This window comes from Nocardia sp. NPDC060255 (assembly GCF_042727395.1).
Taxonomy (GTDB): domain Bacteria; phylum Actinomycetota; class Actinomycetes; order Mycobacteriales; family Mycobacteriaceae; genus Nocardia.
Map to the genome: position 1 here is coordinate 49,312 of NZ_JBHXAU010000017.1, position 21,893 is coordinate 71,204.

General features: G+C 68.1%; 18 protein-coding genes. All 18 read right to left on the minus strand.

Annotated elements, in window-relative coordinates:
- Window positions 1–218: 218 nt before the first annotated feature.
- The 18 genes from ACFWF1_RS27770 to rsmH all read right to left on the minus strand — a co-directional run bounded on the left by ACFWF1_RS27770 (window position 219) and on the right by rsmH (window position 21,798).
- Window positions 219–419: a hypothetical protein gene (locus ACFWF1_RS27770; RefSeq protein WP_357391202.1), complete on the minus strand. Its 201-nt coding sequence runs from the start codon at window positions 417–419 to the stop codon at window positions 219–221.
- Window positions 420–538: 119 nt separating this feature from the next.
- A complete protein-coding gene (locus ACFWF1_RS27775) occupies window positions 539–1,396 on the minus strand; it encodes a DivIVA domain-containing protein (protein WP_379287134.1) in 858 nt (285 codons plus the stop codon).
- A 68-nt stretch (window positions 1,397–1,464) separates the two neighbouring features.
- Complete coding sequence (locus tag ACFWF1_RS27780) at window positions 1,465–1,767, minus strand: YggT family protein (protein WP_014983168.1); 303 nt, start codon at window positions 1,765–1,767, stop codon at window positions 1,465–1,467.
- A gap of 89 nt (window positions 1,768–1,856) precedes the next feature.
- On the minus strand, window positions 1,857–2,666 hold the full coding sequence (locus tag ACFWF1_RS27785; RefSeq protein ID WP_379287132.1) for a cell division protein SepF: 810 nt from the start codon (window positions 2,664–2,666) through the stop codon (window positions 1,857–1,859).
- Window positions 2,667–2,933: 267 nt separating this feature from the next.
- On the minus strand, window positions 2,934–3,734 hold the full coding sequence (locus ACFWF1_RS27790; protein ID WP_379287130.1) for a YggS family pyridoxal phosphate-dependent enzyme: 801 nt from the start codon (window positions 3,732–3,734) through the stop codon (window positions 2,934–2,936).
- Window positions 3,734–4,459 (minus strand): peptidoglycan editing factor PgeF, encoded by a 726-nt coding sequence (gene pgeF, locus ACFWF1_RS27795; RefSeq protein ID WP_379287128.1) that lies wholly within the window; start codon window positions 4,457–4,459, stop codon window positions 3,734–3,736. Before pgeF ends, ACFWF1_RS27790 begins: the two co-directional genes overlap by 1 nt.
- Before the next feature lie 1,356 nt (window positions 4,460–5,815).
- Complete coding sequence (ftsZ, locus tag ACFWF1_RS27800) at window positions 5,816–7,033, minus strand: cell division protein FtsZ (protein ID WP_379287126.1); 1,218 nt, start codon at window positions 7,031–7,033, stop codon at window positions 5,816–5,818.
- Between the two features lie 407 nt (window positions 7,034–7,440).
- On the minus strand, window positions 7,441–8,175 hold the full coding sequence (locus tag ACFWF1_RS27805) for a cell division protein FtsQ/DivIB (RefSeq protein WP_379287124.1): 735 nt from the start codon (window positions 8,173–8,175) through the stop codon (window positions 7,441–7,443).
- Between the two features lie 4 nt (window positions 8,176–8,179).
- The gene (gene murC, locus ACFWF1_RS27810) at window positions 8,180–9,619 is read right to left on the minus strand and encodes a UDP-N-acetylmuramate--L-alanine ligase (RefSeq protein ID WP_379287221.1); all 1,440 of its coding nucleotides are present in this window, start codon (window positions 9,617–9,619) and stop codon (window positions 8,180–8,182) included.
- Window positions 9,620–9,745: 126 nt separating this feature from the next.
- Window positions 9,746–10,843, minus strand: coding sequence for an undecaprenyldiphospho-muramoylpentapeptide beta-N-acetylglucosaminyltransferase (gene murG / locus ACFWF1_RS27815; protein WP_379287123.1), 1,098 nt, complete (start codon window positions 10,841–10,843; stop codon window positions 9,746–9,748).
- Window positions 10,840–12,285 carry a putative lipid II flippase FtsW gene (gene ftsW, locus ACFWF1_RS27820; protein ID WP_379287121.1) on the minus strand — a complete coding sequence of 482 codons (1,446 nt, stop codon included), beginning with the start codon at window positions 12,283–12,285 and terminating at the stop codon, window positions 10,840–10,842. The genes murG and ftsW overlap by 4 nt, the downstream gene beginning before the upstream one ends.
- Complete coding sequence (gene murD, locus ACFWF1_RS27825; protein ID WP_379287119.1) at window positions 12,282–13,718, minus strand: UDP-N-acetylmuramoyl-L-alanine--D-glutamate ligase; 1,437 nt, start codon at window positions 13,716–13,718, stop codon at window positions 12,282–12,284. Before murD ends, ftsW begins: the two co-directional genes overlap by 4 nt.
- A gap of 49 nt (window positions 13,719–13,767) precedes the next feature.
- Window positions 13,768–14,844, minus strand: a complete 1,077-nt coding sequence (mraY, locus tag ACFWF1_RS27830) for a phospho-N-acetylmuramoyl-pentapeptide-transferase (RefSeq protein WP_150406558.1) — start codon at window positions 14,842–14,844, stop codon at window positions 13,768–13,770.
- Entirely contained in the window at window positions 14,841–16,355 is a 1,515-nt protein-coding gene (murF, locus tag ACFWF1_RS27835) for a UDP-N-acetylmuramoyl-tripeptide--D-alanyl-D-alanine ligase (RefSeq protein ID WP_379287117.1), read from the minus strand. Before murF ends, mraY begins: the two co-directional genes overlap by 4 nt.
- Complete coding sequence (locus ACFWF1_RS27840; RefSeq protein ID WP_379287116.1) at window positions 16,352–17,938, minus strand: UDP-N-acetylmuramoyl-L-alanyl-D-glutamate--2,6-diaminopimelate ligase; 1,587 nt, start codon at window positions 17,936–17,938, stop codon at window positions 16,352–16,354. The genes murF and ACFWF1_RS27840 overlap by 4 nt, the downstream gene beginning before the upstream one ends.
- 104 nt (window positions 17,939–18,042) lie before the next feature.
- A complete protein-coding gene (locus ACFWF1_RS27845; protein WP_379287114.1) occupies window positions 18,043–19,935 on the minus strand; it encodes a peptidoglycan D,D-transpeptidase FtsI family protein in 1,893 nt (630 codons plus the stop codon).
- Window positions 19,932–20,738: a hypothetical protein gene (locus ACFWF1_RS27850; protein WP_379287113.1), complete on the minus strand. Its 807-nt coding sequence runs from the start codon at window positions 20,736–20,738 to the stop codon at window positions 19,932–19,934. The genes ACFWF1_RS27845 and ACFWF1_RS27850 overlap by 4 nt, the downstream gene beginning before the upstream one ends.
- An 85-nt stretch (window positions 20,739–20,823) precedes the next feature.
- Complete coding sequence (gene rsmH, locus ACFWF1_RS27855) at window positions 20,824–21,798, minus strand: 16S rRNA (cytosine(1402)-N(4))-methyltransferase RsmH (RefSeq protein ID WP_379287111.1); 975 nt, start codon at window positions 21,796–21,798, stop codon at window positions 20,824–20,826.
- Window positions 21,799–21,893: the final 95 nt, after the last annotated feature.

Sequence of the window (21,893 nt, forward strand, 5' to 3'; positions counted from 1 at the left end):
CGCCGGTGCGCCGATACCGCGGTACCACCCCGCTTGTCCGGCCAGAGCTGCCGGACCTCTCGTTATGAGCTGTGACGGGCTCACCCGTTCGGTTCTACTGAGCCTCGCCGCTCAGCGCCGCGAGTGCTGTTCTTCCGAAGACTCCCCGGTGATGGCCGGATCAACGCCATGTTCATGTTTGATTCTAGCCAGTGCGGTCAAACCTGTTTACGGCCCACCTAGCGTTTCGCGTGGCGGCCCGGCGGCGGAGCGGAATCTTCGTCCGGCTTACGCATAGACAGGGCACTGACCAGCAAGAGCACCGCACCGAGCACGCACACCACGATGCAGCCCCACGCCCAGATCACCGATCCGGTGGTCAGCGCGGCTACCAGTAGTGCGAATCCGACGGCGGCAAGGACAAGCGTCAACACGAGCATGGTGACCCCCCGGGGGTTGGCGAGGAGGCGAAGCCGACGGGGTGGGTAAATCGAGCCATGCCAGGCGGCTCGACAGTTCCCTTAGTTGTGTGAACTGCGGTGTGCTCGGTGTGAGCGGCTTACTTGCCACCCTTGGCGAACGTGGCGGGCTGCAGGTTGTTGGCCGTGTTGGCGTCGGCGAAGGCCTCGCCACCGTCGACCGGCACCGCGGAGCCACGGTTCTCCAGCTCTTCGAGCTGCGACTCCAGGTAGGACTTCAGCCGCACCCGGTACTCCCGCTCGAAGGTCTTGAGCTGCTCGATCCGGCTCTCCAGCACGCTGCGCTGCTGGGTGATGGTGGCCATGATCTCGGTGTGCTTGCGCTCGGCGTCGGCCTGCAGTGCATCGGCCTTTTCCTTGGCCTGACGCAGCTGGTTGTCCGAACGGGACTGCGCGTCCGACAGCATCGCGTCGGCCTTCTGGCGAGCGTCGGCGATCATCGCCTCGGACCGGGTCCTGGCATCGCCGACGAGACGCTCGGAGTTTGCCCTGGCGTTCGACAGCAGGTTTTCCGCTTCGACCTTCGCGTCGCTGGTCAGCCGGTCCGCCATCTCCTGGGCGAGGCTGAGCACCTTGGCGGCCTGCAGGTTCGCGTCCGCACTCGGCGGCTCCTTCGGGGCCGGCGGCGCGGGCATCGGGGCAGGCGGGGCCTGCTGCACCGGCGGCTTGATCGGCTCCGGAGGCGGCGGCGGGGCCTGCTGGACAGGCGCTTTCACGTTGTTCGGGCCGACCGGGCCACGATTCTTTTTGGCATCGGCCAGTTCCGCGTCGAGTTCGGCGACCCGCTGACGCAGATCGGCGTTTTCCTCGATCAGACGCGAGAGTTCCTGCTCGACGAGATCCAGGAAGGCGTCGACTTCATCCTCGTTGTAGCCGCGCTTCCCGATCGGCGGTTTGCTGAACGCGACGTTGTGCACATCGGCTGGAGTCAGCGGCATGGAAGGATCCCTTCACGCGTCTTTTGGAGATCTAGCAGATCTAGCAAGCTACTTCACGGCCCATTCTGTCACACCGGGGCTACCGGTTGCCCGAGCCTGCCCACGATCGACATCAAGATGAAGACGATGAAAAGCAAGACCATAATCGACAGATCCAGGCGAATTCCTCCCAGTGACACCGGTGGTATCAACCGCCTCAGGAGTTTCACCGGAGGGTCGGTGATCGTGAAGATCACCTCCAGGATGATGACCACGACACCGGTAGGGCGCCAGTCACGAGCGAAGCTTCGGATGAACTCGACGATCACCCGGCTGATCAGCAACAGCCAGAAGATGAACAGTACGAAGTACAGCACCGCGAACAAGGCCACGACTTCACTCTGCCGCAAAATCCGCTTTGCGCAAAATGACCGCGCCGCCCCACCTGCGACCGGTCCGCAACACCCCCCAGATCACGACCTTATTTCTGGTTGTAGAAGCCGGTTTCGGCGATGCGTCGGCGTTCCTCGGCTGATACGTCGACATCGGCCGGTGAGAGGAGGAACACCTTCGTAGCAACCTTGTCGAACGAGCCACGCAGCGCGAACGCGAGTCCGGCGGCGAAGTCGACGAGGCGCTTGGCGTCGGCGTTGCTCAGATCGACCAGGTCCATGATCACCGGGTTGCCCTCACGGAACCGCTCGCCGATGATCCTGGCCTCGCTGTAGTCGCGCGGGCGCAGTGTCGTGATCTTGGACAAGGGGCCTCCGTCCTCGAAGATCCCTGGCCTGCGCGCGGGCGCCGGCTCGGGGCGCACGCGCTCCTCGAGCCTGCGCTCCTCGGCGTCGGGATCGACGGCGAGCGCGCCACGGGTGGTGCCACGCAGCGGCGGCGCGGTGCCGCCCGCCCGGAACCGGCCGGACGACGGCGCGGTCTCGATGCGGGTGGGACGGCGCTGCGTCTCGTAGCGGTCCTCGCCGTACGGCTCGTCGGCGTACTCGTCGCGGCGGGAGACGGGGTATCCGGCCTTGTACGGCGACTTGTACGCAGGCTCCGGGTACCCGGCGTCCTCGCGTTCGAATCCATCGGCGGCGTAATGATCTGCGCCGTAACGGTCTTCGGCGTAGCGATCGGCGGCGTAGCCGTCGCGTTCGGGGTAGTCACGGGGCCGAGGGCGACGCGCGACACGATCGTCACTACCCCGAGGGGCGCGATCGTCCACGTAGTCGTCTTCGTAATCCTCCAGAGGAACCATGCCGAAGTACGCCTTGAACTTATGCAGCGTGCTCATGACTTCGCCTCGCTGACGCTCGGCGCAGCCATGACCACGAGGGTGGCTGCGTCCATTGGCCGCTCGCTGCGCTCGCTCATGACCTGACCCCGCTGACGCTCGGCGCAGTCATGACCACGATGGTGGCTGCGTCGAGAACTCGCTCGCTGCGCTCGCTCATATTGGTCGACCTTCCTTCGGCCCCGGTGGCGGCCGGGTGTTGAAGTCTTGCTCAGCCCTCGTCTGCCTCAAGCATATGTGTCGAATGTGACTGATGAGGTTTCTTTGCTACGCCGAGGTTATCGGTCGAGCGCCCATCAAGGCGGTACCGACACGCACACACGTGGAGCCGTGTTCGATGGCGGTTTCCAGATCGCCGGACATTCCGGCGGAAAGTTCTGTCGCAGCGGGATGCTCGGCAAGCAGCATGGTGTGCAATGTCGCAAGTCGTGCAAATGCCGCATCAGACTCGGCCCCCAATGGCGGAATGGCCATCAGACCGGACAGTCGTAATCCGGTAGACCCCGCAACATGTTCCGCGAGGCGCGCCAATTCCTCGGGTGCGACACCGCCGCGCGACGGGTCGTCATCCAGGCTCACCTGCAGTAGGACGCGCACCGGCTCGGCCCGCTCCCCCGCGTCCAACGCGGTCCGCGCACCCGCGTCAAGAGCCGTTGCCAGCCGTTCGCTGTCGACCGAGTGCACGGCGTGCGCCCAGCGCGCGACGACCCGTGCTTTGTTGCGCTGCAAGCGTCCGATCATGTGCCACTGCACATCCGGGAGGTCTTCGTCACTGTCGGCGTTCTGCCCTACCGAATGTGGCTGCCCGACCAAAGTTGGCAGGGCTGCCACCTTTGCGGTGGCCTCCTGCTCGCGCGATTCGCCGAACTCGCGCCGACCGAGGCGATAGAGGATCGCCACGTCCTCGACGGGAAAAAACTTCGTCACGGGGAGTAGACGCACCGAGTCCGGTTTGCGCCCCGCCGCGAGACAGGCCGCGTCGACCCGCTGCAGCAGCGCGGCGAGATTGGTGGCCAGCTCGGCGGTCCGCGCGTCGACTTGCGGCGCAACAGCTTCCGGATTGGTCACTACCGCACCTCCGCCCAGATCACGCTGCCGAGCCGACCGGTCGGTGCACCACGACGATGGCTGAACAGGGTGCGATCTTCGATGGTGCAGCGCGGATCGACGGCGACACCGTTGACGCCGGCTTCGATGAGCTGCCTGGTGATTCCGGCACGCAGGTCGAGCGAAGGCGTCTTGCGCACGGTGGTCGAAGCACTACCCGGCAGATGCTTCTCCACATCGGCCTGCATCGCCGCAGGCACTTCGTACTGACGCCCCGACGCGGCAGGCCCGAGGAACGCGCCGATCCGATCAACCCGCGCACCAATGGACACCATCGCCTCGAGCACCCGAGGCACAATCCCGATCCGAGCCCCGATCCGTCCCGCATGCACGGCAGCGATAACTCCCGCCTCATCATCGGACAACAAAATCGGCACACAGTCAGCAGTCAACACCACCAGCGCAAGCCCAGGAACGTTCGTCACAAGCGCATCGGTAGCAGGCACCGGCGCATCCCGAGCCCCATCGACGATCTCGACATTCCGCCCATGAATCTGTTCCATCCACACAAGCCGATCCGGCGTAAGCCCAATCCCCTCAGCCAGCCGATCCCTGTTGCGCCGCACCGCCCCCGGATCATCCCCCACATGATCGCCCAAATTGAACGACTCATACGGCGGAGCCGAAAACCCACCCGCCCTAGTCGTCGTCACTCGTCGAACAGTCAGCGTAGGGGCAGAAGTCATGTCAACGAGCCTAGTAGCGCCCCGAACCCCCGACGACCCACCAGCCGAGGCTTACACCACACCCGATCACCCTTCCCCCGAGCCGGACACCCCCTATACGCCCGGGTGTGAGGCTCACGGAAAGGGTGATCGGCCACCACAAAGGGCACGCATCGAACACCAGCGACCCCGGACCCCCGGCAGCAGAATCTGCACCCTAACTCGGGACCTGCACTGGCTTTAGGGCCCTATTCCGAGTGCATGTCCCGAGTGAGAGTGCAGATCTTCAGCGATACCGCCGGGGAGCCACGTTCGCAGGGCTGATCGACGCCCTAACCGGCCCAACCGTCACGATCCCCTCGTGTCCAAAGCGCTTGGGACCCAACCACAACCCGATCGCCACGTGAGACCTATCCGTACACCCACTGTGTGAGCCGAACACCGTCTGTACTGGGTGTGAGGCTGACACAGCGGGAGCGCGGCGGTAGCTTCACCACCCCCGGGAGCCGAGATTCGCTGGTTTTCGAGCTCTCGAAACGCCACCACAGCCAGGTGACCACCTCCAGAACGTGACATCGCGCGCCTGACGCACACCTAAAGCCGGGTACGGCACACGACGTGCCCAGCACTACTCACAAGAAAACGTGGATAGGTCTTCAGCTTCTATGGACAGGTCATCGCCTGGAGTCCTAAGAAGCACTTGCCCGGATAGGTCCACCTTTCCGGGGGTCTCTTTGTGTACTGGTCCGGGTTGGTGTACGCACAGAGAACTCCGGTGGTGTGCTGTCCTGGGGTTGTCGACTGGTTCATCGGATGACCGGAGTAGTGCTGGGCGCGTCAGGTGGGGTACCCGACCTGCTCTACCGCGGCCTGGGTAATAAAGGTGCGGTTGGGAGCGGGAGGACTGGCTGTGGTGCTGTTCTCGAGCGCTTAGGACGAAGAGAGTGTCGTGGGGCGGTTTGCGGGGCGCGGGGGCTCCGATGCGCACCCGTGTTCCGGACGTACAGACTTTCCGTACGCCTCACAGCAGGTATAGCGGGTGTGAGGCGTACGGAAAGTCTGTACGGCTGACGGAGGGGTCTGTGGTTGCACGGTCAACGGGGCCCGGGGTGGTGCTGTCGGCGAAATCTGCACCCTCACTTGGGATCTGCACTCGGAATAGGGCCCTATTGCGAGTGCAGATCCCGAGTGAGGGTGCAGATTTGGCTGGGGGGTCATTGTCGGCGGAATGCGCACCGTGTCTTGGGACCTGTGCTCGCTCTCGGCGCCTAGAGGGGCGTAGATCCCGAGATGGGGTGCAGATCTGGGAGGCGGCGCGAAGGCGCGAAGGCCCTGATCCCGGTTGGGGTCAGGGCCTTCGCGGTTCAGCTTGAGCTGTCACCTTCGCATGAAGGAGGGGACGTCGACGTCGTCGTCATCGTCGTCGGGGGGTTCGATGTGGGCGCGGGTTTGGGCCAGCGTCGGGTCCATTCGGGCCTTTTCGGTTTCGCGGTAGCTCGGAACGGCGCCGCGGGTGGAGCTTGCGGTGGCGGCGGCTACGTCGGTGCTGCGTGCCGCTACCTCGGCGGGACGGTTCTGGCCGAGCTCGCCTGCGCGAGCCGGTCCGATGGTGCCCGACCGGGTGGTCTCGAAGGTACGCCGGGCGGGTCCTCCACCGTCAAAACCCGCTGCGATCACGGTGACTCGCACTTCGTCGCCGAGCGAGTCGTCGATCACCGTGCCGAAGATGATGTTGGCCTCGATGTGCGCGGCCTCCTGGACCAGCGACGCGGCCTCGTTGATCTCGAATAGGCCGAGGTCGGAGCCGCCCGCGATGGACAGCAGCACGCCGTGCGCGCCGTCCATGGACGCCTCCAGCAGCGGCGAGTTGATCGCTGACTCGGCCGCCTTCACCGAACGGCCCTCGCCGCGCGCCGAACCGATGCCCATCAGCGCGCTGCCCGCACCGGACATCACGCTCTTGACGTCGGCGAAGTCGACGTTGATCAGGCCGGGGGTGGTGATCAGGTCGGTGATGCCTTGCACACCGTTGAGCAGCACCTCGTCCGCCGAGCGGAACGCGTCCATCAGGCTCACCGCCGCGTCGCCGAGCTGTAGCAGCCGGTCGTTCGGGATCACGATGAGCGTGTCGCAGGACTCGCGCAGCTGGCCGATGCCCGTCTCGGCCTGGCCGCCGCGCCGCTTGCCCTCGAAGGAGAACGGGCGGGTGACGACGCCGATGGTCAACGCGCCGAGCTTGCGCGCGATCTGGGCGACGACCGGGGCACCACCGGTACCGGTGCCACCGCCCTCGCCCGCGGTGACGAAGACCATGTCGGCGCCCTTGAGCACCTCTTCGATCTCGTCCTTGTGGTCCTCGGCCGCGCGGCGGCCGACCTCGGGATCGGCGCCGGCGCCGAGGCCACGGGTGAGTTCGCGGCCGACGTCGAGCTTCACGTCGGCATCGCTCATCAGCAGGGCCTGCGCGTCGGTGTTGACCGCGATGAACTCGACACCTTTGAGGCCCTGTTCGATCATCCGGTTGACGGCATTCACACCGCCGCCGCCGATACCGACGACCTTGATCACTGCAAGGTAGTTGTGCGGGGGCGTCATGGGCTCTCGCCTTCCTTCGATCTAAAGCCTGTCGTTTTCGGATTCGAGACACTTCGCCGGTTTCGCCTGAGCGGCTTCACTCAGCGAACCGCCGCCCGGGCAAACCCTAAACCTCAACCATAGGGTTAGCGTTATGTCAAGTATCCGACTGCTGCGGAACGCTATTCGCCGCCGCCGCAATACGCGCGCAGGCGCGCCGAAACGAAAGACAGAATCTTGTGTGATCCCTCTCGTCTCGCAGCGCCGCACGACGTATGGTGAACGGTTGCCCCCCGGCGCTCGGTAGCCGGCGCGAGGGCCGGTGGCGTGAGCGTCAGGCCCGGAAGCGGCAGCTCGCGCGACTATGGAGGGTCTGCGAACGCCACCCGTCGAATACTGCAATTCGACGCGGGCGCAATGGGTATCGCTCACTTTACCGTGACCAGGTTGGGACTCGACACATCGAACACCGTTCCGGGGCGGGTCAGCAGCGGGAGCACGACGGCCGACTTGCGTTCGGCGTCGTTCGTCCCGCCCCAGAGTACCGTGCGCCCGTCCTTCAGATTCAACGAAACATCCGAAATGGACCGCGCCACAACCTCGTCCACCTGAACCACCAGCCCCGGCGGTAGCGCGGCGAGCACCGCGACCGCGGCCCTGGTCACGGGCGCGTCACTGGCCGGACGATCGGTGATCAACTTGGGCACGCCGATCGGCGCGTCCTCGATCGCGAACTCCACGCTCTCGGCGTCGAGCAGATGCGCACCCTGCGGACTGTCGAAGAACAGCACCGGAGTCCGCTCGACCACGGTCACCCGCACCGTCGACGGGAAGACTCGCTGCACCCGCGCCGAGCGCACCTTCGGAATGCTCGCCACCCGACGCGCGATCACGGTGGTGTCGATGCGCAACATCGAGCGCCCGGACGGGATTTCGAGCAGTTCGCGCACCTGCTGCTCGGGCACCGCCACCACGCCCTCGATCTTGACGGTGCGCACCGAGAGCACCGGCGTGAACCACGCGACGGCACCGACGATTGCAAGAACGCACACGCCCAGCAATCCCCACAGCCGAACCCGCCGCCACCCGTTCGGGCCGAGTCGCGCACCCACCGACCGCGCCGCGCCGAAACGCCGCTCGCGCACCGCTCCGCCTCGTGTCAAGGCCTCACCGCCCGTACTGTGGACGCGCCCGTAAACCGTCGAGGATCTGGCTGCCGAGCATGGTCACATCGCCCGCCCCCATGGTGATCACGACGTCACCGGGCAGCGCGAGCTTGGCCACCTGACGGCCGACCCGCGACATATCCGGCTGGTAGTGCACCGGTTTGGTGACCGACTGGGCGACCAGCGCGCCGTTCACCCCGGGCAGCGGCTTCTCCCGCGCGCCGTACACATCGAGCACGACAACCTCGTCCGCGAGACTCAGCGCGGCACCGAAGTCCTGCGCGAAAGTCGCGGTGCGGCTGTACAGATGCGGTTGGAAGACCACGATCACCCGGCCCTGCCGCGAGCGCGCGCCGTCGCGCGCCTCCTGTTGCACCAGCTCGGCGGCGGCGCCGAGCACGGCCCGCACCTCGGTCGGATGGTGCGCGTAATCGTCGAAGACACGCACCCCGTTCTCCCGGCCCGCGAACTGGAACCGGCGATGCACGCCACCGAAACCCTCCAGACCCTGGATGATTTCGTCCACGTCGGCCCCCGTCGCGCGGGCGGCCAGCAGCGCGGCCAGCGCGTTCAACGCCATGTGCCTGCCCGGTACCGACAACCGCAGCGTGCGCGGCGTCGCTTCGTCGTCGAGCTGGAACTGGGCGATGCCGCCGACATCCCGCGGCTCCCAGCTGTGCAGCCGCACGCCGACCGGCACCGGCGCGTCGGCGAGTTCACCGGAGCCGTAACCCAGGACCCGAATGTTCTTGGCGGCCAACTTGTCGCCGACCCGTTCGGCCAGTGCGAACGAACCCGGGTCGTCCAAACAGACCACCAGCAGCCCACCTTCGGCGAGCCGGTCGGCGAAGTCGTCGAAGACCTGGACGTAGGCCTCGTCGGTGCCGAAGTAGTCCAGATGATCGGACTCGATGTTGGTGACCACCGCGACATCCGGGTCGTACTGCAGCAGCGACCCGTCGCTCTCGTCGGCCTCGGCGACGAAGATGTCCCCGGTGCCGTGGTGCGCGTTGGTGCCCGCCTCGTTCAACTCGCCGCCGACCGCGAAGGACGGGTCGAAGCCGCAGTGCTGCAACGACACAATGAGCATCGAGGTGGTCGAGGTCTTACCGTGCGTGCCCGAAACCAGCAGGGTGCGATGTCCCTGCATCAGCGACGCGAGCACGGCGGGCCGCAGCAGCACCGGGATGTCGCGCCGATTCGCTTCCATCAGTTCGGGATTGGTCTTCGGGATGGCCGCGTAGGTGGTGACCACCACGGTCGGCCCGCCCGGCAGCAGATCGAGGGCGCTGGCGTCGTGACCGATGCGCACCTGCGCGCCGCGCGCCCGCAACGCGAGCACGCCGCGACTCTCCTTGGCATCCGAACCGGACACGGCACCACCACGGGACAGCAGGATCCGCGCGATGCCGGACATACCCGCACCACCGATACCCACCATGTGCACCCGCGCCAGCGACGGCGGCAAAGCCGAGAGATCCTCGTCAGCCACGGCTCCACCTCGCTGACGCTCGGTTCCGCCGTGCCTGAGGCAGGCTGTGTCTTTGGTTCGCTCGCTGACGCTCGCTCACCGTGCAACCTCCAACACGATCCGCGCCACCGCGTCAGCGGCGTCGCGATGCCCGGCACTGGCCGCGGCACGACCCATCTCGATCAGCCGCGCGGAGTCCATGAGCAGCGGAATCACCTCATCGATCACGTATTTCGGCGTCAGCTCCGAATCCGGGACAATTCTGCCCCCGCCCTGCCGGACGACGGGCCTGGCATTGAGTTCCTGCTCGCCGTTGCCGTGCGCGAGCGGCACATAGAAGGCGGGTAGCCCGACCGCCGACACCTCGGCGACGGTCATCGCACCCGACCGGCAGACCACCGCGTCGGCGGCGGCGTAGGCGAGGTCCATCCGGGAAAGATACGGCACCGCGACATACGGTGCGGTCGCGCCACTCTCGGCGACATCAAGGGTGTTCTTCGGTCCATGCGCGTGCAGTACCGAGATACCCGCAGCCGCGAGTTGCGTCGCGGCACCTGACACCGCGTCGTTCAAGCTGACCGCACCCTGCGATCCGCCGAACACCAGCAGCACCGGCCCCTCGGCGGGCAGCCCGAAGTGCGCCCGCGCCTCGGCCCGCAGCGCGGCCCGATCGAGCGTGGTGATCGCGGCGCGAACCGGAATGCCGACGACCTGCGCTCCCGCCAGCCCCGAATCCGGTACCGCGGCAAGCACTCGCGCGGCCCGGCGCGCGCCGACCTTGTTCGCGATCCCGGCCTTGGCGTTCGCCTCGTGCACCACCACCGGCACCGCGCGCCTGCGCCGCAGCAGACCGGGCCCGGCGGCCAGGTACGCGGGCAGCGCCACATATCCGCCGAAGCCGACGATCACATCGGCCTCGACCGCGTCGATCACCGCCCTGGTCCGCGCCACCGAGGCGCGCACCCGGCCGGGCAGCCGCAGCAGATCCGCAGTCGGCTTACGCGGCAACGGCACCGGCGGGATGAGTTCGAGCGGATAGCCGCGCTCCGGAACCAGCTTGGTCTCCAGGCCGCGCTCGGTGCCCAGTGCGGTCACCCGGATCGAATCGTCGAGCCGCCGCAGCGCGTCCGCCACCGCGAGGGCGGGTTCGATATGGCCCGCCGTGCCGCCGCCTGCGACGATTACCGAGATCACCTAGATTTTCCTCGTTCTCTTGTGTGGTTGACCGGGTAGCTGGGTTCCCACGCTCTGGTGGCCCGCAGCGAGCTGGTGCCGCGACTCTCCGGCGAGCGGCGTCGTCCCGGCTCCGGCTGCGGCCGCCGCGCGGGCAGGACTTGTTTGCCCGGCCGCGGCGCCTTTCGCTGGGCGGACTTCGCCCGCGCGGCACTGGCCCGCGCCGGCGAGTACACCTCCGGCTTGGGCAGCCGCAGCAACTTACTGAACCTACCGTCTTGCCCGGCATGCAGCGCGGAGACGGCCTCCGGTTCGTGCCTGGCCGCGTTGGCGATGATGCCGAACATGAACAGGGTGATGGCCAGCGACGAACCGCCCGCCGACACCAGCGGCAGCTGCAGGCCGGTGACCGGCAGCAGGCCGACCACGTAGCCGATGTTGATCAGCGCCTGGCCGGTGATCCACGTCGTCGCGGTGGCGGTGAGCAGCCGCAGGAACGGATCGACCGAGCGGCTGGCGATGCGGATTCCGGTGTAGACGAACAGCGCGAACAGTCCCAGCACCAGGGCGCAGCCGAGGAAGCCGAGCTCCTCGCCGATGATGGCGAAGATGAAGTCGTTGTGCGAGTTGGGCAGGTAGCTCCACTTGGCCCGGCTCTGCCCGAGGCCGCGGCCCCAGATGCCGCCGTCGGCGAGCGAGTAGAGCGCTTGGCGCGCTTGATAACCCATGCCCTGCGGGTCGTCGCCGGGGTTGAAGAACGCGCGCATGCGATCGGATCGATAACCCGCCGACAAGGCGAGCACCGTCGCCGCGACCAGGCCGGATACCGCAACCGTCACGAACAGCCGCAGCGGCAAACCGCCGAACCACAGCAGCGCCGCGATCACCATGCCCAACGCGATGGTCGTGGACAGGTTCGGCTCCACCACGACGAGCAGACACACCAGCAGACCCGCCGGCACCAGCGGCATCAGAATGTCTTTCAGCCCCGCGTGTTCCGAGCGGCGCGACGCCAGCAGATGCGCGCCCCACACGACCAGCGTGACCTTCACGATCTCCGACGGCTGCACGTTGAAGACGCCGAGGTCGATCCACCGCCGCGCACCCTGCACCTTGGAGCCGATACCCGGAACCAGCACGAGCACCAGCCCGAGCACCGACAGCACGAACAGCGGAAACGACCACTGCCGCAACCGGCGCAACGGAATCCGCAGCGCGAGATAGAACAAGACGGTGCCGATCGCCGCGAACATCGCCTGCTGGATGAACAGCGAATACGCCGATCCCCCATCGGCATACGCCTCGACACTCGATGCGGACAGCACCATCACCAGGCCGAGCACGGTGAGCAACGTGGCGATGGTGACGACGAGATGAAACGACGCGAGCGGCCGCGCCAGCCAGGCCACGAACCTGGCACCGGCTCGGGGTTGCTGTTCCTTACGCCGCGTCGTTTCCGTCATAGCGTCCGCCCGACGTCACCGTCTTCCAGTGCGTGCACCGCCGCCGCGAAACTGCGGCCCCGATGCGTGTAATCGGCGAACATGTCCAACGAAGCCGCTGCGGGAGCGAGCAGTACGGCGTCGCCGCGTCGGGCGAACCCGGCCGCGGCCTGTACGGCACGCGCCATCACGGCGTCGGCCTTATCTCTCGACGCGTCACCCATCCCTGCATCGTCTCCCGCGATCAGCTCGATGACCGGGACCTCAGGCGCGTGTCGCGCCAACGCGGCTGCGAACACCGGCGCGTCCGCCCCGATCAGCACCACCGCGACCAGCCGATCGGCGACCTCTTCGACCAGGTCCTCGATGTGCGCGCCCTTGAGCTGACCACCGGCCACCCAGACCACCTGCTGATGCGCCAGGATCGCGGTGCGCGCGGCATGCGGGTTGGTCGCCTTGGAGTCGTCGATGAAATCGACGCCGCCGACCTCGCGCACGAACGCGGACCGGTGCGGGCCGACCTTGTGCTCGATCAGCCCCTCCCGGATGAACTGCGGCGCAACGTCGATGGCCCTGGTGAGCGCGGACGCGGCGAGCGCGTCGGCGACACCGGCGGGCCCGGGCGGGCTGATGTCGCCGACCTCGGCCAGGATCGCGGCCTTGGTGAACGCGCGATCGAGCAGCTTGCCGTCGACCACGCCGAGCTCACCGTCGGCGGGCACGCCGATCCGGAAGCCAACGGTGCGACGGGCTTTCGAGCGGCGGGCCAGCGAGGCGGCCACCGGATCGTCGAGCCCGACCACGCCGACCCGGCCGACCAGCGCCCGCGCCTTGGCGGCGGCGTACGCGTCCAGGCCGCCGTGCCAATCCAGGTGATCCTCGGCCACATTGAGCACCACGCCCGCCTCCGGACGCACCGACGGCGCCCAGTGCAGCTGGAACGAGGACAGCTCGACGGCGAGCACCTGCGGTCCCGGGTTGCGCCGCAACGCATCCAGGATCGGCAGGCCGATATTGCCGCACGCGACGCTCGGGATGCCCGCGGCCCGCAGGATGGCGTGCGTCATCTGGGTGGTGGTGGTCTTGCCGTTGGTTCCGGTGATCACCAGCCACTTGCGCACCGGGCCGTAGATCCTGGCTTGATCGACCCACCAGGCGAATTCGACGTCGCCCCACACCGGCGTGCCCTCGGCGACCGCCGCGGCGAGCACCGGTGAGTCCGGTCGCCACCCCGGACTGGTGATCACCAGCGCGAACCGGCTCCAGTCGGTGGTTTCCAGTTCCACGCAGGTGGCGATGTCCAGGCCGAGCCCGGCCGCCTCGGCCAGCGCCGCGGCGCCACCGTCGGTGACCACCGGGCGCGCGCCGATATCGCGCAGCGGCTCGATCAGCGAGCGCCCCGATATGCCCCAGCCCGCGACGAGAACGTCACGGCCACGCAGGAATTCGAGCATGGGCCCTGGTGATCGCAGGGCCCGAGGAGAATGTTCGACCATCGTTAGTTCACCCGACCGCAGAGAGATATTCGCTGTAGAACAAACCCAGCCCGACGGCGGAAGCCATCGCGGCCAATAGCCAGAACCTGATGATCACCGTAGTCTCGGCCCACTTGCTTAGTTCGAAGTGATGATGGAACGGCGCCATCTTGAACAGCCGGTTGCGCGTGGTGCGGTACACCGCCACCTGCAGCACGACCGACAGGGTTTCGGCAACGAACAGGGCGCCGATGACGATCATCAGCAGCTCGGTCCGGGTGGTGATGGACAGTCCGGCCAGCATGCCGCCGAGCGCGAGCGAACCGGTATCACCCATGAAAATCTTGGCGGGCGCGGCATTCCACCACAGGAAGCCGACGCACGCCGCGGCGCCCGCGGCGCAGACCAGCGCCAGGTCGAGCGGGTCACGCACGTTGTAACAGCCGACCTCGGCCTTGATCTCGCAGGCGTGGTAGTACTGCCAGAACGTGATGACCACGTAGCCGCCGAGCACCAGGCTCATCGATCCCGCGGCGAGCCCGTCCAGCCCGTCGGTGAGGTTCACCGCGTTGGACCAGGCGACGACCACCAGGCAGACGAAGACCAGGAACACGACGACACCCATCGTCACCGTGCTGATGTCGCGTACATAGGACAGATGCCTGCTGGCCGGGGTCAGCCCGCTCGCGCCGCGGAACTGCAGTGCGAGCACGCCGAACACGACGGCGGCGGTGAGCTGGCCGAGGTACTTGCCCGCGGCGGTCAGGCCGAGGTTGCGCTGCTTGCGGATCTTGATGAAGTCGTCCACGAAGCCGACGCCGCCGAGCGCGGTGGCCAGGCCGAGGACCAGCAGGCCCGAGGCCGACGGCCCGTCCGCGCGATAGCCGATGCCGATCAGATGCGAGCCGAGGTAGCCGGCCCACATGCCGATGATGATGGCGACGCCGCCCATGGTGGGGGTGCCGCGCTTGGCCTGGTGACTGGCCGGGCCGTCGACCCGGATCTCCTGGCCGAAGCCCTGCTTGGCGAACATCTTGATCAGCAGCGGGGTCAGCAGAATCGACACGGCGAGCGCTATCGCCGCCGCGAATAGAATCTGTCTCAATCCATTGCCTCCGTGCTTCCCGTGAGTCCGCTGGATGGCTCCGATTTGATCAAGTGTTCGGCGACCTCCCAGAGGCCCACCGACTTCGACGCCTTGACCAGCACCACATCACCCGCCTCGACTTCGTCGTCGAGCAACGCGATGGCCGCGCCGATGTCGGGCACGAGGATCGACTCCTCGCCCCATGAGCCTTCCATCACGGCTCCCTGATGCATCGCGCGGGACGGCCTTCCGTCGCCGACCACGATGAGCCGGTGCACGTCCAACCGCACTGCGAGCCTGCCGATCCGGTCGTGTTCGATCACGGATTCTTCGCCGAGCTCACCCATTTCGCCGAGCACCGCCCAGCTGCGGCGCGGGGTTTCGCCCGCGCGCGACATGGTGACCAGGGCTTTGAGCGCGGCGCGGACGGAATCCGGGTTGGCGTTGTACGAGTCGTTGATCACGGTCACGCCGCCCGCGGTGGTTTGCACGTCCATGCGGCGGGCGGACGCGGCGTGGGCTTCGGACAGGGATTGCGCGATGGTGTCGAGGTCGGCCCCGCATTCGAGGGCGACCGCAACGGCGGACAGGGCGTTGCCGACCTGATGTTCGCCGTGCACGGCCAGTTGGATCAGGATGCTGCCCACGGGGGTGTGCAGGGTGAATCCGGCGCGTGCTTCGTCGTCGAGCCGGATATCGGTGGCGCGGATGTCGGCGCCGTCGGAGTGGCCGACCGTCACCACGCGGGCGGTGGTTCGCGAACTCATCGCGGCGACCTGGTTGTCGTCGGCGTTGAGCACGGCCAGCCCGGACGGGGGAAGCGCTTGCACCAGTTCGCCTTTGGTCTTGGCGATGGCCTCGCGGCTGCCGAACTCGCCGAGGTGCGCGGTGCCGACGTTGAGCACCACGCCGATGGTCGGCGGCGCCACCTCGGCGAGCGCCGCGATATGGCCGGGGCCGCGCGCGGACATCTCGAGCACCAGGAAACGGGTATCGGCGTTGGCGCGCAACGCGGTCCATGGGTGGCCGAGTTCGTTGTTGAACGAGCCCGGCGGGGCGACCACCGATCCCAGCGGCGCGAGCACGGCCGCGAGCAGATCCTTGGTCGAGGTCTTGCCGGACGAGCCGGTCACCCCGATCACGGTGAGAGTGCCTGCCGCGGTGAGACGTTGCACACTGGCGCGGGCCAGGTCGGCGAGCGCGGCGAGCACCGCGGCCCCCGAACCGTCCGAATCACCGGCCAGCGCAACGGAAGTCGACGGCACCGAGCCGGGGCTGGGGGTGACGACGATGGCGGGCACGCCCACCGGCCGCGCCGCCAGCACCGCGACCGCACCGGCGGCGACCGCCGTGGCCGCCCAGTCGTGGCCGTCGGACCGCTCGCCGGGCAGCGCCAGGAACAGATCACCGGAACCGATTCGGCGCGAATCGAATTCGACCGAACCGGTCACCCGCACCTCCGGGTCGGGAACGTCGTGCAGCGTGCCGCCGACGACGTCCGCGATCTCCCGCAGTGTCATCTCGATCATGAAACCGTCAAGTCCTCCGCGTCCGCGTTATGCGGACTTCGCTTGTCCAGTGCCGCCGCGAGCACGTCGCGGTCGTCGAAGGGGTGCTTCACACCCCGGATCTCCTGCCCTGCCTCGTGCCCCTTGCCCGCAACCAGTACCACGTCGCCGGGCTGAGCCCAATTCACCGCCGCCGCAATGGCTTCGGCGCGGTCGCCGAGCTCGCGCACCTCACCGCGGGTAGCCTCCGCCAGCGCACCGGTCCGCATCGCCGCCCGGATCTGCGCCGGGTCCTCGCTGCGCGGGTTGTCGTCGGTGATGATCACCAGGTCGGCGCCTTTGGCCGCTACCGCGCCCATCAGCGGACGTTTACCCGCGTCCCGGTCGCCACCGGCCCCGACCACCACGGCGAGGCGCCCCGGCGATTCCGGCGCGTCCGCCGCGAGATGTCCACGCAGCGTGGCGATCACCGATTCCAGCGCGGCGGGCTTGTGCGCGTAGTCGACGATCGCGAGGAAGTCCTGCCCGCGCTCCACCCGCTGCATCCGGCCCGGCACGTCGACGGTGGCCAGGGCGGGCGCGGCGACCGCGGCCTCGACACCGGCGGCGGCGCACACGGCGACCGCGAGCAGCCCGTTGGCCACGTTGTAGCGCCCCGGAAGACGCAGTCGCACAGCGATATTGCCGCTCGGTCCGGTCGCGGTGAATTCCTGCTCGCCGCCGTGCGCCGCGATCGGGCCGTCCAGCGACCAGGCACCGGTTCCGGTGGTGGACACCGTGATCGGGCCGTCGAGCCCGTCCGCGAGGCGCCGGCCCCACTCGTCATCGATACAGATCACCGCGGTCCGCGCGGCGACCGGCGACGTCGGCTCGAACAGCCTGCGCTTGGCGGCGAAGTAGTCCTCGAAGTCGGCGTGGAAATCCAGGTGGTCCTGCGACAGGTTGGTGAACGCACCGACCGCGAAACGGACACCGTCCACCCGGCCCAGCGCCAGCGCGTGGCTGGACACCTCCATCACCACCGCGTCCACGCCCTGCTCGACCATCAGCGCGAACATCGCGTGCAGCTGCGGCGCCTCGGGCGTGGTCAGCGCGCTCGGCACCCGACGACCCCCGATCCTGGTCTCGATGGTGCCGATCAGCGCCGTCGACAGCCCGGCCGCGGCCAGACCGGCCTCCACCAGATAAGAGGTCGTCGTCTTGCCGGAGGTACCGGTGATGCCGACGATGCGCAGCCGCTCACAGGGGTTGCCGTAGATCATCGCCGACAACTCGCCGAGCACCGCCCGCGGATTCTCACGCACCAGCACCGGAACAGTCAGCTCCCCGGCCAGCTCGGCACCCGCCGCGTCGGTGAACACCGCGACCGCACCGCGTTCGACCGCATCCGCGGCGAACCGGGCACCGTGCGCGTGCGCGCCGGGTAACGCGGCGAACAGGTCACCGGGCCGCACGGCCTGCGACCGCTGCTCGATGCCGGTGACGTGGATCTGCGCGAGCGCGGGTCCGGTCGCCTCGGCACTGGTCGCCGCCAGCACGGCGGTCAGCGCGGTTTCCGGCGGTTGGGCGGGCCGGAGCGCGTGCTGGCTGGACTGCGCAGGCACATTGCTCCTCTCTGATGCGGGCGGGACTGGGACGACGAGTCAGGTTACCGACGGCCGGTCACGGCCCAGCAACGCACCTACGGTAAGTCCCACACCGCACGGATTCAGTCCGCCTGGAGCACGAAACGTTTGGACGGCTCCGGCGACGGCGGGATGCGGTCGCGCTGCAACGCCCAGGAGGCGATGTTGTGGAACAGCGGTGCGGCCGACTGGCCGCCGCTGCCGTCCGAGCTGCGGATGGGATTGTCGAGCATCAGGCCGATGACGTAGCGCGGGTTGTCGGCCGGGGCGATGCCCGCGAAGGTGATGTAGAACGACGAGGTCGAATAGCACCCGCAGTTGGGATCGACCTTCTGCGCGGTGCCGGTCTTGCCTGCGATCTGGTAGCCGTCGATCGCGGCGGGCCAGCCGGTGCCGTTCTGGTTCGAGCTCATCGGATCGCGCTGGACCACCGACTGGAACATGGTGCGCAGCGTCGCCGCGGTCTGCGAACTCACCACGCGCACGCCGTCGGGCTGGGTCTCGTCGGTGCGGGTGCCGTCGGGCGCGATCTCCGCCTTGATGATCCGCGGCGGGATGCGCACGCCGTCGTTGGCGATGGCCTGGTACATGCCGGTCATCTGCAGCGTGGTCATCGAAAGACCCTGTCCGATCGGCAGGTTGGCGAAGGTGCCGCCCGACCACTGATCGCGGGCGGGCACCACACCGGCGCTTTCGCCCGGCAGTCCGACGCCGGTGCGCTGGCCGAGGCCGAAGCGATTCACCATGTCGGCGAACCGATCCTCGCCGACCCGCTGGGCCAGCATCAGGGTGCCGACGTTGGAGGACTTACCGAAGATGCCGGTGGTGGTGTACGGCGCCACATCATGGACCCACGCGTCGTGCACGGTCACGCCCGCCATCCGGATCTCGCCCGGAACCTGGTGCACCTCATCGGGATTGGTCAAGCCGTACTCGATCGCGGCGGCCGCGGTGATGATCTTGTTCACCGAACCGGGCTCGAACACGTTGGACACCGACGGATTGTCCAGGTCGGCGCCGGACCAATTCTGCGGCCCCAGTTGCGGATTGAAGGTGTTGTCGTTGGCCATCGACAGCACCTGACCGGTCTTGGCGTCGAGCACGACCGCGGAAGCCGAGTTGGCACCGGACATTTCCTTGGCCTGCTGCACCTGCTGTTGCACGTAGTACTGCAGGTCCGAATCCAGGGTCAACTCCACGCCGTGGCCGTTGACGGCGTCCTGCTTGTCGCGCGAGCTGCCGGGAATGACCGCGCCGTCGGAGCCGCGGTCGAAGGTGTGCGAACCGTCGGTGCCCGCGAGCACCGAGTCGAGCGACGACTCGAGGCCGACCTGGCCGTGACCGTCCCAGCCGGTGGCGCCGAGCACGTTGGCCGCCAATGAACCGCCCGGATGCTCCCTCGGGTACTGGGAATCCGCGCCGACCTCGGGATACTGCGCGCGGATATCCGCGGCGATCCTCGGATCGACGCCGCGCGCGAGGTACACGAACGTTTCGTCGCTGCGCAGCTTGGCGAGCAGGTCCGACTCCGTGGGGCCCGCCTTGCCGAGCTTGTCGTGCACGGTCTTGGCGATGGCCTTCAGCCGCTCGTCCGGGTCGGGCGCCTTGTCGTTCTTGGCTTTCGCGTCGGCCAGCTGCTTACGCACCACGATCGGCTGGAAATTCAGCTGCTTCGCGGCGATGGTGTACGCGAGCGACTTGCCGTTGCGGTCGGTGAGCGGGCCGCGCACCGCGTAGTCGACCTCGGTGTTGCTGCGCTGAGTGGCCGCCTGCGCGGAAAGGCTTGGCGCGTTGATGGTTTGGATCCACAGCAATTGCAGCGCGACGACGCCGAGCGCGATCAGCATGATGATCCGGCCCGCGCCGAGTCGCCTGCGGTGCGGCCGGTCCTTCTTGGGTGGTGCGGAGCGTGGTCTGGCAGCCTTGCCTGGACCAGGCCCGCGTCGCTGGCGCGGGGCGGGCCTGGTCTGCGTCACCGCTGTCCTCCGTCTGGAAGTGCCTGTGGCTGTGCCGTTTCCGCCTGCCCCTGCGCGAGATCGGTGGGCGGGTGCGCGACGTCGGCCTGCTGCGGCGCGGCGGGCGCCGCCGGAACCGGGCTGGCCGGAACCGGGCTCGCCGGAGCAGCGTTCACCTGAACGTTCGCCTGCGCACCGTTGCCCGGCGCGGACGGCAGGGCGGGTGGCGGCGGTGTGGTGGTCACCGGCATCACCCGTTCACCGCGGGCCTGGATGTTGCCCGCCTGCGGGTTTCCCGGCCCGCTGCCGGGAGCGGCGGGCGAGACGTTCAGCGGCGGCACCGGGGGGCCCTCTGCCGGAGTCGGTTTACCGATCACCGTCACGGCGCCGTCCGGAGCGACCACGATGCGGGCCGGGTCCTTGGCCGGGATCATGCCCAGTTCCCTGGCACGGGCGGCCAGGTCGGGCGCGGAATCCGCGGACTCCACTTCACGCTGCAGGGCGGCGCGCTCGTCGGCCAGCCGCTTGTTGGTCGCCCTGATGTCGCCGAGTTGGTAGCTGTCCTCCGCGGCGCGGGTGGTGAGCAGCAGGGTGAGCGCGAGACCGCAGCCGAGCAACGCGATGATCGCCGCGACGAACGGAATGCGCCCGGCCATCGCCGATCGCTGCCGACGCGGCAGATCGGGTGTGTCCGAACGGGTTTCGGCACGGGTCCGACGCCGGGCGTAAGCCCGTTGCGCGGCACCCGATTTCACCCGCTCGGATTCGTGGACCCGGCGGGCGATCCGCCCGGGTGCCTCGACGGTCCGCGTCCGTATGCTCATCTTGCCGTCCCCTCGTGAGTCTGTGCGGGACATCCGGCCTCCCTTGTCCAGGCCCCGCACCCGGTCCGCCGGACGAGCTCATGTCTCATCCGACCTCCTGAATTCGCTCCGCGGCCCGCATCCTTACCGGTGCGGCCCTTGGGTTTTCCGCTATCTCCTCCTCGGTCGCCTTCTCCGCGCCACGGGTCAACATCCGGAATTCCGGTCCCATGCCGGGCAATTCGACCGGTAGGTCGACGGGGGTCCTGGAGGCCGCGCGCGGCGCGAACTCCTGCTTGACCACCTTGTCTTCGAGTGACTGATACGACATGACGACGATCCGGCCGCCGATCCGCAGCGAATCGAGCGCCGCGGGCAGTGCGGCGCGCAGCGAATCGAGCTCGCGGTTGACCTCCACCCGCAGCGCCTGGAACGTCCGCTTGGCCGGATGCCCACCGGTGCGCCGGGTCGCCGCGGGTATCGCCGCGTAGAGCAGTTCCACCAGTTCGGCACTGGTAGTGAACGGTTTCTGGGCGCGGCGGCGCAGCACCTCGGAGGCGATTCGGCCCGCAAAGCGTTCCTCGCCATAGGTTTTCAGCACGCGGGCCAGGTCGCCGTGACTGTAGGTGTTGAGCACGTCGGCGGCGGTGGGGCCGGTGCTGGGATCCATCCGCATGTCCAGCGGCGCGTCGATGGAGTAGGCGAAGCCGCGCTCGGCCTCGTCGAGTTGCATCGACGACACGCCGAGGTCCATCAGGATGCCGGAGACCGAACCGCGGGCGGCGAGCCCGGCCTGCTCGAGCGCGTCGGCGATCCCGTCGTATCGGGTGTGCACCAGGGTGACTCGGTCCGCGAACGGCGCGAGCCGCTCGGTGGCCAGCTTCAGCGCGGCGGTGTCGCGATCGAGACCGACGAGCCGGAGGCCGGGATAGGTGCGCAGGAAATGTTCGGCGTGTCCGCCGAGACCGAGGGTCGCGTCGAGATAGACCGCACCGGGTTCGGTGAGGGCGGGCCCGAGCAGGGCGTCGGCCCGGCCGAGCAGAACAGGAACATGGCGGGGGCCGTCCTGCTCATGGTTCACCTCGACCTCCCGGGATCTGCCTCGCTTCGTCGCGCACTGCGCATGGGTCGCCTTGTTCCTCCGTGCCGGTGCGGGAGTTCCCGCACCCCGTCGGC

Coding starts and splice junctions, on each gene's coding strand:
- ACFWF1_RS27770 (WP_357391202.1), bottom strand. CDS start 419: ATGCTCGTGTTGACGCTTGTCCTTGCCGCCGTCGGATTCGCACTACTG.
- ACFWF1_RS27775 (WP_379287134.1), bottom strand. CDS start 1,396: ATGCCGCTGACTCCAGCCGATGTGCACAACGTCGCGTTCAGCAAACCG.
- ACFWF1_RS27785 (WP_379287132.1), bottom strand. CDS start 2,666: ATGAGCACGCTGCATAAGTTCAAGGCGTACTTCGGCATGGTTCCTCTG.
- pgeF (WP_379287128.1), bottom strand. CDS start 4,459: ATGACTTCTGCCCCTACGCTGACTGTTCGACGAGTGACGACGACTAGG.
- ftsZ (WP_379287126.1), bottom strand. CDS start 7,033: ATGACGCCCCCGCACAACTACCTTGCAGTGATCAAGGTCGTCGGTATC.
- murC (WP_379287221.1), bottom strand. CDS start 9,619: ATGGTGGGTATCGGTGGTGCGGGTATGTCCGGCATCGCGCGGATCCTG.
- ftsW (WP_379287121.1), bottom strand. CDS start 12,285: ATGACGGAAACGACGCGGCGTAAGGAACAGCAACCCCGAGCCGGTGCC.
- murD (WP_379287119.1), bottom strand. CDS start 13,718: ATGCTCGAATTCCTGCGTGGCCGTGACGTTCTCGTCGCGGGCTGGGGC.
- murF (WP_379287117.1), bottom strand. CDS start 16,355: ATGATCGAGATGACACTGCGGGAGATCGCGGACGTCGTCGGCGGCACG.
- ACFWF1_RS27850 (WP_379287113.1), bottom strand. CDS start 20,738: ATGAGCATACGGACGCGGACCGTCGAGGCACCCGGGCGGATCGCCCGC.